Source organism: Streptomyces sp. NBC_01320 (genome assembly GCF_035974375.1).
In the GTDB taxonomy this organism is placed as follows: domain Bacteria; phylum Actinomycetota; class Actinomycetes; order Streptomycetales; family Streptomycetaceae; genus Streptomyces; species Streptomyces yanii.
On record NZ_CP108390.1, the window covers coordinates 763092 to 776377 of the forward strand.

The following is a 13286-nucleotide window of genomic DNA, read 5'->3' on the forward strand; positions in this document are numbered from 1 at the left end:
CGGCGATTCACATGTCGCGCGAATCCGGCCGGCGGCCGGTGACGGGACCGGTGACCTGTATCGGTGAGACCATGGCCGCGCTGATCCCCGAACCCGCCGCCCCGCTGCACGGCGCCGGTCTGCTCGGGATCCGGATCGCGGGCGCCGAGTCCAACGTGGCGATGTACCTCGCCGACCACGGGGTGCCCGCCCGTTGGGTCTCCGCGCTCGGTGACGACCCGTTCGGACACCGGATCCGCGCCGAGGTGGCCGCGTCCGGTGTCGACATCAGCGGCGTACGCATCGACCCGCACCGCCCGACCGGACTCCTCGTCAAGGACCCCGGCACCGAGGGCACCCGGGTCCACTACTACCGCCGCGGCTCCGCCGCCTCGGCCCTGACCCCGGACCTCCTGGACGAGAACGCCGTGCGCTCCGCAGGCCTCATCCACCTGAGCGGCATCACCCCGGCGCTCTCGGCAGGCTGCCGGGACCTGGTCACCGCGCTGCTCGAGCCCGACATTGCTGAACGCCCGTGCCCCGTGAGCTTCGACGTCAACCACCGGGCCGCTCTGTGGACGGACGGTGCGGCGGCCACCGTGCTGCTCGGGCTCGCCCGACGGGCGGACATCACGTTCGTGGGCCTCGACGAGGCACAGGCCCTGTGGGGAGACAGACTGGCCGACGCCTTCGCCGTACGGGACTTGCTGCCGCAACCGCCCATCCTCGTCGTCAAGGACGGTGCACGGGCCGCCACCGCCTTCGACGGCCCCAGGGTCCACACCGCGCCCGCGCCCAGGGGCGAAGTCATCGAACCGGTGGGCGCCGGTGACGCGTTCGCGGCTGGGTTCCTCGCCGGGCTGCTGCGCGGCGAGGAACCCGTACGGGCGCTGCGGCTGGGGCATCTGACGGTGGGCGCCGCACTGCGGGTGACCGGCGACCACGGCCCGCTGCCGGACCGCGCCCGCCTCGCCGAGCTACTCGACGCGGCACCCGAGAATTGGGCAGAAGGTGGGTGACCCGGCGATCCGGCCACTGAGCTGAACCGGATTTTGTAGCGGCCCTGAAGCCAGGCATGATCGCCTCGGCAGATGGGAGAACACAGGTCTGAAGTTCCCCCTTGATCGTGGACAGCGGGCTGTCACGCTGCAGCGGTGAGGTCTTGTGTTGCCAGGACTCTGGTTTCGAGCGGGGTGACTACCCGTAGACGGGGCGTTTCCGTAGGCGGGTGCGGTTGTACTCGACCTCGATGAAGCGGAAGACGTCGGCACGGGCGGCCTCGTGGGACTCCCAGACGATGGTCCCGATCTCCGTTTTCAGCAGTCCGAAGAAGCTCTCGGCTGCGGCGTTGGCGTGATCCGTCAACTGCAAGTGATCCCGACTCTGGAGACGGAGGTCAGGGGCGGGTGCGGGTGACGCATCCGTTCCATCCCCTGGCGGGGCTGGAGTTGGAGTTCATCGAGCGTCGGCAGTGCTGGCGTGGGGACCGGGTGTACTACTTCGACGAGGTGGGCGGCCGGTCGAAGATCCCGACGGAGTGGACGTCGGTGGCGCCGGTGGACGCGTTCGTGGTCGCCGCCGAGGGTTCGTGTCCGTTCCGGACGCAGGATCTGGTGGAGCTGGCCGGGTTGATCGACCGGCTGCGGGGTGTCGGGGAGATCACGTCGTGAGCGTCGTGGTGTTCGTGCCGTGGCTCGGGGAGCTCGCCGGTCCGGATGGGGGCGCGTTCTTCGCCGGGGTATGCGCTGGCCTGCTTCTTTCACTCCTCGTGGTATCGGCCTGGGGGTTGGCCGGGCCCGGTGGCGCCGGAATCCTGGTGACAGGCATCGGGAGAGGAGGCGGGCATGGCGACGAGGGTGGTCGATCCGGCGAAGGTGCGGGCCCTGGAGGAGTCCCGGACGCTCAACCCGCGGCCCGAGCAGGTGGTGGACGAGGCGTTCATCAACTCGCCGTTCCTGGATCCGTACGATCTGGTGCAGGTCAAGTACGAGATGGTGCGCCGGGTGCGGGTGGACAAGGTGCCCGTGGCGCGGGCGGCGCCCGCGTTCGGGTTCTGCCGGCAGTCTTTCTATGCGATCGCCGCCGCGCTGGACGCGGGCGGCCCGGCGGCTCTGGCGCCGGGCAAGCCCGGCCCGAAGGGCCCCAGCAAGCTGACCGGGCCGGTCATGGAACACCTCGAGGCCCTGCTGGAGACCAACCCCGGGCTGAAGGCGCCGGCCTTGGCGGTCGTGGTGGCCGAGTCGTTCGGGATCACCGTGCACCCGCGGTCCGTCGAGCGGGCCCTGGCCCGCAGGCGCGAGGCCCGGGCCCACGGCCAGGAGGAGAACATACGAGGCGCCGACCGCTGAGGCGGACGGCGGGACAAGGACCTCGGAGGAGTACGAGCGGCTGCGGTCCGCGGTCGTTCACGGTCACGGCGGTGGATGGCGGCACGGTTTCGCGGTGCTGGCCCGCTCGGGCATGGCCGCCTGGAGTCGCGCGATCCTCGCTCTGGTCGCCGTCCGTGACAAGCCGCCGGGGCCTGCGGCCCCGGCGGCCGGGGGCGATGTCACCGCTGATGTCGCAGCCGAACTCGTCGACGCCCTGGCCTCGCTGGTCCTGGGACGCCTCCAGCCACCCTGATCCCGTCACCGTCACCGTCACCGTCACCGTCACCGTCACCGTCACCGGGAGTGTTGCGCTCGTAAGGGAGTCCGTCATGCAGGATCAGCCGTCCGGAGCGGGGAAGGTCACCGCTGATCAACTCCGGCGAGGGGCGTATCTCTATGTCCGTCAGTCCTCGCTGAAGCAGGTCGTCAACAACACCGAGTCCACCCAGCGGCAGTACGCGCTGCGGGGCCGGGCCATCGCGCTGGGTTGGGGCGAGGGCCAGATCACCGTGATCGACACCGATCAGGGACAGTCCGGGGCTTCCGCGGCGGGCCGGGACGGCTTCCAGCTGCTGGTCTCCGAGGTCTCGCTCGGGCGGGCCGGGATCGTGCTCGGCCTGGAGGTGTCCCGCCTCGCGCGGAACAACACCGACTGGCATCGGCTCCTGGAGATCTGCGCGATGACCGGGACGCTGATCCTGGACGAGGACGGTCTCTACGATCCCCGCTCGTTCAACGACCGTCTCGTCCTTGGGCTCAAAGGCACCATGTCCGAAGCGGAGTTGCACCTGCTCAAGGCGCGTCTTCGGGGCGGTCAGCTGTCCAAGGCCCGGCGCGGGGAGCTGAAGCAGTGCCTGCCGATCGGCTATGTCCATGATCCACTGGACCGGATCGTCAAGGACCCTGATGCCGCGGTCCGCGGCGCTGTCGAGCGGGTCTTCACCCTGTTCGCGGCGAGTGGCTCGGCCCGCCAGGTCGTCATCGCCTTCGCCGCCGACCAGCTGTCCTTCCCCGCCCGGATCCGCACCGGCGCCCACAAGGGTGAGCTGGTCTGGGGCCCGCTGAAGCACTGGCGGGTACTGAACATGCTGCACAACCCCTGCTATGCGGGCGCGTTCGTCTACGGACGGAAACGTTCCGGCCGCACCCCGGAGGGGAAGACCACGCTGTCCGACGTCCCGCGCGAGCAGTGGACCGCGTTGATCGAGGACCACCACGAGGGCTACCCCTCCTTCGAGCAGTGGGAGGACAACGGCCGACTGCTCCTGTCCAACGCGACCGGCCGGGGCGAGGGGAGCAAGGCCGGGCCGCCGCGGGAAGGGCCGGCGCTGCTGCAGGGGCTGGTGATCTGCGGGAAGTGCGGCCGGCGGATGACGGTCGGCTACCGCTTGCACCGCGGCGAACTCCTGCCCGACTACCGGTGCATGACCCATGCCATCCAGGACGGCGCCCGGATCTGCGAACGCCTGCCCGGCAAGGCCCTGGACGCCGCCGTCGCCCGCCTCGTCCTGGGCGCTCTCACCCCGCTGGCCATCGACGCCGCCCTGAAAGTCACCGACCAGCTCACCGCCCGCGCCGCCGAGGCCGACCAGCTCAGGGCCAGCCACGTGAAACGGGCCCAGCACCACGCCGACCTCGCCCGGCGCCGCTACCTCGCCGTCGACCCCGACAACCGCCTGGTCGCCGACGCCCTGGAAGCCGACTGGAACCGCGCCCTGCGCGAGGTCACCGAGGCCAAGGACACCTACGAACGCGCCAAGAGCGAGGCCGCCCCGCTCGAGGCAGCCGTCCGCGACCGGCTGGGCACCCTGGCCGCCGACGTCCACCGCCTGTGGGCCGATGCCGACACCCCGATGCGGGAACGCAAACGCATCGCCCGCCTCCTGATCACCGATGTCACCCTCACTCGCACCGACCAGATCACCGCGCAGATCCGGCTGTCCGCCGGGCAGCACCACACCCTGAACCTCCCCATGCCGCTGGCCGGCGGGAAGGTCTGGAAGACCCCCGCGGCCACCGTCGACCTGATCGACCAGCTCCTGGAGGACCACACCCACCGCGAGATCGCCGCGATTCTCAACGCGCGTGGTCACGCCAGCGGCAAGGGCCAGCCCTTCACCGCCCTGCTGGTCCGCAACATCCGCGACGTCTACCACCTCACCCACCGCTACGACCGTCTGCGGGCACGCGGCCTGCTCAGCTTCACCGAGTACGCCGACGCGATCGGCGTCAGCGAAACCACCGTCAAGATCTGGCGGCGCACCGGCCTCATCCACGGCATCGCCTACAACGACAAGAACTGCTACCTCTTCCACCCACCCGGCCCCGACCACCCCGCACCCGAGGTCGCCCAGGGCATCAGGCTCAGCGACCGCATCGCGGCCCAACAGGCCGCTCTGTCCGCAGAATCCCGAAGGAGCGCAGTGTGATGGCAACGGTTTATCGTAACAGGAGCCCGTTCTGCCCATACTCTGCCTCAGCTTCGACTTCCGTATCTGCTTACGGTATTCGCGCGATGTGTATTCCGATACGCGGTCCGAGTGTGCGATGCAGCCCTTCTTCAGTGCTCCACGGCCGACGGCCATCTTGAGCGCGTCGACGACGAGTTCGGCGCGGTGGTGGTCGGCGATCGCATAGCCGACCTCCTCACGGGTTGCGAGATGGATGTGGGCCAAGGCTCAGACCGAAACTGGGTAGTCATGGCAGACCCCGAGGGCAACGAGTTCTGCGTCCTACGCACCCTGGCACCGTAGAACTAGGCCGCGAGCGGGCACCCACACCCCTTCACACACCGCAACCGTCACGTTGCCGAGAAGACCTCGCTGTTGGGGTTCTCACCCTGTTGACCAGGCAATTCTCATCTATCGACCAACTCGCCTCACTTCGCTGTCCACACCCAACACCTCAACCTCCACCCCGAACACCCCCGCAAGACAAGCCAATCCGCCCACCCCACGGCATCAGCCGCTGGACATCGAAACGAGAACCACCCCGGACAACAACACGAGAACTCCCATTTTGGGAGAAGTTCACCGACCAGTTCTGGGTCGGCAACCAAGCGGCTCTAATTTGGCTAGGGCTTCATGAGCGGAAAGCGAGAAGCGAACGCCACGGCGGTTTGCATTTCGCGATGGTCTTCACCGTGCCGTCAGCCCGTGCGCGATCGCCCGACTCGTCCGCGATCGGTCGAGGGGGAAGCCCGCGGGCCATTTCGGCAAAACCGAATACAAACAATAAGGAAGCACAGGATGCGCATACCGCGCACACGCATCCGAGGCATGATGGCCTCGGTCCTGCTGGCATGCATCGCCCTTCCAGGTGCGGTCTCCGCGGCCGCGGCGACCCCGGACACCGCACCCTCGGACACCGGCTCTTCGGTCGTCGTGGGATCCACCGCGGTTCCCAAGCCGGACCACGTGGTCATGGTGATGATGGAGAACAAGGGCTACGACGACGTCCTCAACAACCCGTCCACCAAACCTCAGGACCAGGCGCCGTACATCAAGTCCCTGACCGCCCAGGGTGCGTCGTTCACCAACTCGTACGGCATTACGCACCCGAGCCTGCCCAACTACTACTCGCTGCTGTCCGGCTCGGACATCGTGAAGACCAGCGACTGGCCGGCCCCGCAGTCCGTCGACACCGACAACCTGCCCAACCAGCTGGTGACCCACGGGTACAACTTCGCGGACTACGCCAACCAGGGCCAGCCCACCCAGTGGCTCCGCTACAAGAACATCCCGGGCGTACCGGGCAACCTGAACCCGATGGACAAGCGGCAGGAGGAGTTCCCGACCACGCCGGACGGGTTCGCCAAGCTGCCCACCGTCTCCTTCTACGTGGGCAACGGCCAGCAGAGCATGCACGACGGCACCATCGCCCAGGGTGACGCCTTCGTCAAGAACACCTTCGAGTCGTACATCCAGTGGGCCAAGACGCACAACAGCCTCTTCGTGCTGACCTGGGACGAGGACGACTTCACCCCGGCCAACCACATCCCGACGATCATGGTCGGGCCGATGGCCAAGGCCGGCGAGTACAGCGAGAAGATCAACCACTACAACGTGCTGCGCACGCTGCTGGACATGTACGGCCTGGACCACATCAACCACACGGCCGACGCGGACGTCTCCACGATCACCGACGTGTGGGACATGTCCAAGACCGAGCGTCTGCAAGGCATGGCCGGGCGATGCCTGGAGAACCACCAGACCGATCCGGCCAAGGCGGGCGCGCTCGGCCTGTGGCCCTGCGAAGCCGCCGCCAACCAGCAGTGGATCAGGCACGCGGACGGCACGATCCGCCAGTCCGACAAGTGCCTGACCGCCACCGCGGACGCGAAGACCGACCTTGCCGACTGCGACGGCGCCCCGGCGCAGACCTGGCGGCCCGGAAAGGACGGTTCTCTGCTCAACCCGGCGTCCGGCCGCTGCCTGACCGTCCCCGGCGCGGACATCGCCAACGGAACTCCGGCGGAACTCCGGGACTGCGACGGCACGGTCAACCAGAAGTGGCACGTGCCCAGCTTCGTCCCGCCGCACAAGGTCACGATCGGCGGCTCAGGGGTCATCAAGCCCGGCTCCACAACCACCGTGACGACCACGTACACCAATGACAGCAGCCCCACCGCGCTGGAGTCCGCCTCCGTCGGCCTGACGGTGCCCAGCGGATGGACGGCGAAGGCCACCTCCCCCACCACCTTCAACGCCATCGCCCCCGGCAAGTCGGCGACGACGACCTGGACCGTCACCGCACCCGCGGATGCCGCGATCGGCTACCACCCGCTGTCCGCGCAGGCCACCTACCAGGGCGCGGAAAACGGTGACCAGGCGTCCGGACAGATGTTGGCGCCGCCCCCCAACAACCCGAGCGGAACCGCGTATCTCAGCGACCTGCCCTTCCTGAGCGAGTCCAACGGGTGGGGCCCGGTCGAGCGCGACAAGTCCAACGCTGGTGCCGTCGCCGGCGACGGAAAGACCCTGACCATCGGCGGGAAGACGTACGCCAAGGGCCTTGGGGCGCACGCGACCAGCGATATCACCTTCTGGCTCGGCAGTGCTTGTCGCACCTTCCATGCCGAGGTTGGTGTCGATGACGATACGCAGCGAGGCTCGGTGGCGTATCAGGTGCTCGGCGATGGCCGGCAAATCGCCGACACCCCTGTCGTGCGCGGCACCGACAGCGCCCGCCCCATCGATGTCGACGTGACGGGGGTCAGCGTACTGAGGCTGAGGGTCACCGACGGCGGTGACGGCAACAACTCCGACCACGCCGACTGGGCCGACACCCGGGTGGTCTGCGACTGAGCCACCCGCCGGTCCGTTCTCACCCGCGCAGTTAGCCACATTTCGCCGCGGTGAGTCGGATCCGCGTTCCCACCAGCGATCTCTGCACATCATCCTCGGCGCACGTAGACCTCAGGTCGGACACATCACGGCAGACCGAAGGACTATCAAGCCGAGGATGATGCGCACAGGAACGCCCGCCACCTGCGCGGCAACGGCCGCTGACCCACCGGACCCCAGCCGGCGCCGCCACGGCGGCGCCGGCCGGACCGCCTCCGGACCGGCCCCGTCAGCAGCCCCTCGACGTCGGCGGCGTCATAGGACGCCCATTCGAAGAGGCCGAGCGGCATGCGTCGGCCGGGATGTCGGGCAGGCGGTCAGCCCCATCTGGTCTCCGTCGTCGACCACGCCACCCGTACCGTGCTGCCCAGCGAGCGGTGGACACCTTAGCGGCGCAACCCCGGATCAGCGCCCCCCACACTGGCCAGCCAAGGAGACGCATTCAAGGGTTTGACCTGCGGTTACAGCGTCCGGAAACTCTTGAATGAGCCCCCGTAGCACTGATAAGGGCAAGGGCGGCGAGGTCTCGCTCGGCGGCGCCTTCAACCAGGGCCTCCAGGTCGAGGTGGGCCCCCGCGCGGTCGTCATCAAGGCCCGCGACTTCACCACCGGAACCTGGCTCAAGCAGCTGACGGTCCCGCTTCACACCTCCGCCTGACCGACCAAGGAGAGCCGACGGCACCGGGTCACACGTCGGTGAACGACCCGTTCCTGCACGGGCAGGTCAGGGAGCTGTGCGCCAACTACGGCAAGCTGGACATCCTCTGGTTCGACTTCTCGTACAACGGGATGGGCCCGTGGTTCGACTTCTCGTACAAGGGGATGGGCCCGGAGGAGTGGGGCGCCGCCGAACTCGTCCGGATGGTCCGCGAACTCCAGCCGGACGTCATCATGGACAACCGTCTGGAGACCAGCGGCGAGGGCATGGGCTCCATCGTCACCGACGAGCCCACCACGTACTGCGGGGACTTCGTCTCCCCGGAGCAGGTGATCCCGGTCGAGGGCTTCCACACCCCCGACGGCACGCCGGTGCCGTGGAAGGCATGCACCACGCTCAACAACAACTGGGGGTACTTCGCCGGCGACGAACTGTGGAAGTCGCCGGAGCAGATGGTCACCAAGCTCGTAGAGTGCGTCGCCAAGGGCGGGAACCTGCTGCTCAACGTCGGCCCGGACCGGCATGGCACCATCCAGCCCGACGCGGTCGAGCGTCTCCGCGAGATCGGTGGCTGGCTCGCCGTCAACGGCGAGTCCGTGTACGGCGCCGGCCCCGCAGGGCTCGGCACCCCCGAGTGGCTACTACACCCGCACCGGCTCGACGGTGTACGCGCACGTCCTGCGAGCCCCGATCGGCCCGCTGCCGCTGACCGGTGTACCCAAGGACCGGATCGAACGCGTCACCCTGCTCGCCGACGGCCGCGAGCTCAAGCTCTGCGAGGAATGGGTCTTGGCCTCCTACCTCGACATCCTCTTCGTCCAGTTCGGCGAGGTCGGGCACTTCATCTACCCGCTGCCGGACCCGGTCGACACCGTCGTGAAGATCGAGCTTGCGCCCACCACCGGCCGCTGACAGCGGCGCAGAGGCGCGCGCGTCGAGGCCGCACCGACAGATCAGGCCCGCTGCGGCGCCACTGACGCCCCGGGTTCCCTTGCGACGGGCGAACACATCCGGCCCTCCGTCAGCCGAGCCCCGCCACATCCGAACTGCCAAGGCGTGGAGGAACTTCCTCCAGGACAGGAGCTACGACATGAAGCTGATGCGTCTTGGCGCACCCGGCAAGGAGATCCCAGCCGTCCGACCCGGTGACGACAAGGGTGCGGCCTCTCGGACTCACCGCCGACATCGACAGGGCCTTCCTCGCCGCCGGAGGAATCGGCCGGATCCGCGAGGCGCTGGCCTCGGAGTCCCTGCCGGTGCTGGACACCAAGGGACTGCGGGTGGGCGCCCCGATCGCCCGGCCCGGCAAGGTCGTCTGCATCGGGCTGAACTACCGAGACCACGCAGAGGAGACCGGCGCACCCATCCCGGCCCGCCCGGTGGTGTTCATGAAGGACCCCGCCACCGTGGTCGGCGCGTACGACCAGGTGCTGATCCCGCGCCGTTCGACCCGGACGAACTGGGAGGTCGAAGGCGCCGGCCTTGTTCAGTGATTCGACAGCGCGCTTGTTGAGGGCGCTGCCCCAAGGGTGGCGTGGGGACCGAGTTCGCCACACCGCCCATCGGTGCGGGCCCGCCAACTTCACCTCGGGCGTCGCCTCGGCGTCGGGTGACTGGTGCGGCGCGCCGCTTCCGCAGCGGCCCCCGACGACAAGACCAGCGCGGAGCACGGCAGTTGCCTCGCATGCCGAAGGCCGCCAAGACCGAGGAGCGACCCCGTCCCGGGTGAAACATCACAGACTCGTCTCACCCACGTACACAGGCTTGACACTCTCCCGTAATGAGCAGTGTCATGTGTGTGCCCGTTTGAGTCTGATGGTTTCTGGTTGGTTTTGAGGTTCCATCTCTCTTCCGAGCATCCGCACCCGGCCGCTCGACGGCCATCTCGCTCTCCTCACCGCACGACCCCTGAACACGCCTTCTCCGGTGGAGAAAGCGACCCGCACGACTTGCCGGTCTACGACAAGCGAGGACCGACCATGGCCGTTAAGCCCCGCTCCCCGCCCAGACCCTCCATCACTCCGCCCGCAGCGGGCACCCCCACCCCTCGGCACCGCCCGACTCTGACCGTGCACGTGGGTCGGGCAGCAGATCGTCGAGCTGACCCGCCGTTTCTGGACACCCGCCTGATCAACGATTCCAGCAACCCTCCTCCGCTCGTTCCGGGAACCTCAGAAAAGGTCATTCATGATGCGCCAACCACCCGCAATGCGCCTGCCATCCATTAGAGCCGTCCGCCGCGCCGCTGGCATGTTCCTCGTCGGCGTACTCCTCAGCTTCCTGGTGACGCCTGTCGGGGCGGCGCAGGGGGCGTCAGCAACGGTCGTACGGGTGACCGATTTCGGTGCGGACCCGACCGGGCGATCCGACAGCGCCGCCGCGGTGGCCGCCGCATTGAAGCATGCCAAGTCGGTCGACGGCCCGGTCCGCGTGCTCTTCCCCCACGGCACGTACCAGCTCTATCCCGAGCAGGCGGAATCGCGGGAGCTCTACATCTCCAACACCGCCGGCGCCGACCAGCGCTACCGCAACAAGCGGATCGGTCTCCTCATCGAGGACATGAAGGATGTCGTGATCGACGGGGATGGATCACACCTTCAGTTCCACGGGCTGATGAGCGCCTTCGCTGTCATCCGGTCACAGCACGTCACCGCGACGAACTTCAGCTTCGACTACACGACCCCGAAGGTCATCGACGCCACGGTGGCCGAAACGGGCACCGCCAACGGCAGGGCCTACCGGATCCTCGACCTCCCGCCGGGGACGCTCTACCGCGTCGCGGACAACCACGTGACCTGGCTCGGTGAGACGAGCCCGACGACCGGCCAGCCCTACTGGAGCGGCGTCGACAAGATGCAGTACACCCAGACCCACGACCCCAAAACACAGCGCACCTGGCGCGGCCCAAGACCGCTTTTCGAGAACGTGGCAGCGGTCACCGACCTCGGCGACAAGCGCATCCGCATCGACTACCAGTCCTCCACCGCGCCGTCCGACCGGGGACTGGTCTACCAAATGCGGCAGACGGATCGGGACACCGCAGGCGGGTTGATCTGGGAGTCGAGCGACGTGACTCTCCGCGGGATCGCGGCCCGATACCTGCACGGCTTCGGCATCGTCGGGCAGTTGAGCGAGAACATCACCATCGACGGCAACGAGTTCCGCACCGACCCCGCCACCGGACGCACGACCGCGAGCTTCGCCGACTTCATCCAAATGTCCGGGGTCAAGGGTGCCGTGACCATCACGAACAACATCTTCGACGGGCCGCATGACGACCCCATCAACATCCACGGTACGTACCTCCAGGTGACCCAGCGGCTCGCGCCGGACACGTTGGTGCTGTCCTATATGCACAACGAGACCGCAGGCTTCCCCCAGTTCCATCCGGGTGACCAGGTCGAGATCACTGACAAGCGCACCATGGCGGTCGTACCCGGCGGCACCGCTACGGTCCGCAGTGTCGACGGACCGTCTGGTCAGGACCACGACAAATCCCTGACGAACATGACCGTGACATTCGACCGGGCGATCCCCGACGTCGTCACCGCGGGCGGTTTCGTCGTCGAGAACACGACGTACACGCCCTCGGCGCGGATCACCGGCAACACCTTCCGGAACGTGCCGACCCGGGGAATCCTCGTCACGACGCGGCGACCCGTCGTCATCGAGGACAACGTCTTCGACGGCATGGCCATGTCAAGCATCTCCATCGGCGCCGATGGCTACCAGTGGTACGAGTCGGGGCCGGTGCGAGACGTGCTCATCCGGCGCAACACCTTCCTCCGACCGTCCAGCCCGGTGATCTTCGTTGATCCGACGAACCAGGTGCTCGACCCCGCGAACCCGGTGCACCAGGGGATCCACGTCGAGCACAACGATTTCCGTATCGGCAACGTCCAGCTGGTGAACGCCAAGAGTGTCCGCGACATCACGTTCCTCGGCAACGACGTCAAGCGCCTCGACCGTGACCAACTCGTCGCCGTGCGGGCCGAGAACCCGTGTCCCGCGGTGGGCGCCACGACGCCGGTCCGCGCCTCCGCGACCAAGGGACCCAACACCTCGTCCCTGTTCCGCTTCCGCGGCTCGAGTGACGTCCTCATCCAGGACAATAAGTACGACAACGGGCTGAACCTGCGGGGCGACCTTGAGGCGACGCAAGCCGACCAGGTCACCGTGGACGGGGACGACATTCGGTTCGGGCAGGACAACATCCTTCCGGTGGTCCAGGCACCGAAGTTCCGATCGAGCAAGCCGGAGGTACTGAGGGTCGCACCAGACGGTACGGCGACGGCGGTCGCCGCGGGCACCGCGGAGGTGACAGCGATCGTCAAGACGGAGACCGGCCAACTCGTCTCCCGCCCCCTGACGATGACCGTCGGCGGCGATCCGGCATCACCTGAATGCGACAGGACCGCCTACGTCAGCGAGCTGCCTTTCGCCGCAGAGTCCAACGGCTGGGGCCCAGTGGAGCGTGACACCTCCAACGGCGAGAACAGTGGCGGCGACGGCAACCCTCTGCAGATCGGCGGCACCCGATTCGACAAAGGGCTCGGAGTGCACGCCGCCAGCTCGGTCTCCGTCCAGCTCGACGGCCGGTACAAGCGCTTCATCTCCCAGGTGGGCGTGGACGACGAGGTGGGCAACAATGGCTCGGTCGCCTTCGAGGTGGTCGCCGACGGCAAAGTGATCGCGACCACCCCGGTCATGACCGGGAACGACCCGGCGCGCACCATCGACGTCGATGTCACCTCGGTCCGGGAGCTGACTCTTCGCGTCACCGACGGCGGCAACGGAAATTCCTCCGACCACGCCGACTGGGCCGACGCCCGCCTGGTGCCGACTGACTGACATCCGGCACCGACAGGCACCGCCGCCTCGGCCGATCCCCGAACGCTGTTGGTGAACTCCGCCTCATCGGGTCTGATGATCCGG

The 13286-nt window shown here is 68.0% G+C and carries 10 protein-coding genes and 3 pseudogenes; 11 read left to right on the top strand and 2 right to left on the bottom strand.

Annotation, left to right across the window (positions count from 1 at the left end; all coding sequences use genetic code 11):
* The first annotated feature begins 11 nt into the window (after positions 1–11).
* Positions 12–998, top strand: coding sequence for a sugar kinase (locus tag OG395_RS03955; RefSeq protein WP_327241618.1), 987 nt, complete (start codon positions 12–14; stop codon positions 996–998).
* 178 nt (positions 999–1176) lie between these two features.
* Here the strand turns inward: OG395_RS03955 and OG395_RS03960 are convergent, their stop codons facing one another.
* Positions 1177–1344, bottom strand: coding sequence for an IS3 family transposase (locus OG395_RS03960; protein WP_327241619.1), 168 nt, complete (start codon positions 1342–1344; stop codon positions 1177–1179).
* Between the two features lie 47 nt (positions 1345–1391).
* Here OG395_RS03960 and OG395_RS03965 point away from each other — a divergent pair, with 47 nt between their 5' ends.
* The 4 genes from OG395_RS03965 (at position 1392) to OG395_RS03980 (ending at position 4777) form a co-directional block, all read left to right on the top strand.
* A complete protein-coding gene (locus tag OG395_RS03965) occupies positions 1392–1649 on the top strand; it encodes a DUF5372 family protein (protein ID WP_266977827.1) in 258 nt (85 codons plus the stop codon).
* A 174-nt stretch (positions 1650–1823) separates the two neighbouring features.
* Entirely contained in the window at positions 1824–2327 is a 504-nt protein-coding gene (locus OG395_RS03970; protein WP_266977828.1) for a helix-turn-helix domain-containing protein, read from the top strand.
* A 94-nt stretch (positions 2328–2421) separates the two neighbouring features.
* Positions 2422–2601, top strand: coding sequence for a hypothetical protein (locus OG395_RS03975; protein WP_266977829.1), 180 nt, complete (start codon positions 2422–2424; stop codon positions 2599–2601).
* Positions 2537–4777 carry a recombinase family protein gene (locus OG395_RS03980; RefSeq protein ID WP_327241620.1) on the top strand — a complete coding sequence of 747 codons (2241 nt, stop codon included), beginning with the start codon at positions 2537–2539 and terminating at the stop codon, positions 4775–4777. Before OG395_RS03975 ends, OG395_RS03980 begins: the two co-directional genes overlap by 65 nt.
* Before the next feature lie 78 nt (positions 4778–4855).
* Here OG395_RS03980 and OG395_RS58045 read toward each other — a convergent pair.
* Positions 4856–5023 (bottom strand): annotated as a pseudogene (locus OG395_RS58045) (hypothetical protein); the annotation flags it as partial.
* Between OG395_RS58045 and OG395_RS03985 the strand changes: the two are divergent.
* From OG395_RS03985 to OG395_RS04010, 6 genes and pseudogenes are all read left to right on the top strand, one after another.
* A pseudogene (locus OG395_RS03985) lies at positions 5012–5101 on the top strand (VOC family protein); the annotation flags it as partial. The pseudogenes OG395_RS58045 and OG395_RS03985 sit on opposite strands and share 12 nt — an antisense overlap.
* A 495-nt stretch (positions 5102–5596) precedes the next feature.
* Positions 5597–7654 carry an NPCBM/NEW2 domain-containing protein gene (locus tag OG395_RS03990; protein WP_327241621.1) on the top strand — a complete coding sequence of 686 codons (2058 nt, stop codon included), beginning with the start codon at positions 5597–5599 and terminating at the stop codon, positions 7652–7654.
* Positions 7655–8177: 523 nt separating this feature from the next.
* Positions 8178–8351 carry a hypothetical protein gene (locus tag OG395_RS03995; protein ID WP_327241622.1) on the top strand — a complete coding sequence of 58 codons (174 nt, stop codon included), beginning with the start codon at positions 8178–8180 and terminating at the stop codon, positions 8349–8351.
* A 38-nt stretch (positions 8352–8389) separates the two neighbouring features.
* The gene (locus tag OG395_RS04000) at positions 8390–9328 is read left to right on the top strand and encodes an alpha-L-fucosidase (protein WP_327241623.1); all 939 of its coding nucleotides are present in this window, start codon (positions 8390–8392) and stop codon (positions 9326–9328) included.
* A gap of 113 nt (positions 9329–9441) precedes the next feature.
* Positions 9442–9823, top strand: a pseudogene (locus OG395_RS04005) (fumarylacetoacetate hydrolase family protein); the annotation flags it as partial.
* Positions 9824–10559: 736 nt separating this feature from the next.
* On the top strand, positions 10560–13202 hold the full coding sequence (locus tag OG395_RS04010; RefSeq protein WP_327241624.1) for an NPCBM/NEW2 domain-containing protein: 2643 nt from the start codon (positions 10560–10562) through the stop codon (positions 13200–13202).
* Positions 13203–13286 lie beyond the last annotated feature (84 nt).

Excerpts from the sequence above, each read along its gene's own strand:
- OG395_RS03980 (WP_327241620.1), top strand. The coding sequence starts at position 2,537 with ATGTCGCAGCCGAACTCGTCGACGCCCTGGCCTCGCTGGTCCTGGGAC.
- OG395_RS03955 (WP_327241618.1), top strand. The coding sequence starts at position 12 with ATGTCGCGCGAATCCGGCCGGCGGCCGGTGACGGGACCGGTGACCTGT.
- OG395_RS03970 (WP_266977828.1), top strand. The coding sequence starts at position 1,824 with ATGGCGACGAGGGTGGTCGATCCGGCGAAGGTGCGGGCCCTGGAGGAG.
- OG395_RS04010 (WP_327241624.1), top strand. The coding sequence starts at position 10,560 with ATGCGCCTGCCATCCATTAGAGCCGTCCGCCGCGCCGCTGGCATGTTC.
- OG395_RS03990 (WP_327241621.1), top strand. The coding sequence starts at position 5,597 with ATGCGCATACCGCGCACACGCATCCGAGGCATGATGGCCTCGGTCCTG.
- OG395_RS03995 (WP_327241622.1), top strand. The coding sequence starts at position 8,178 with ATGAGCCCCCGTAGCACTGATAAGGGCAAGGGCGGCGAGGTCTCGCTC.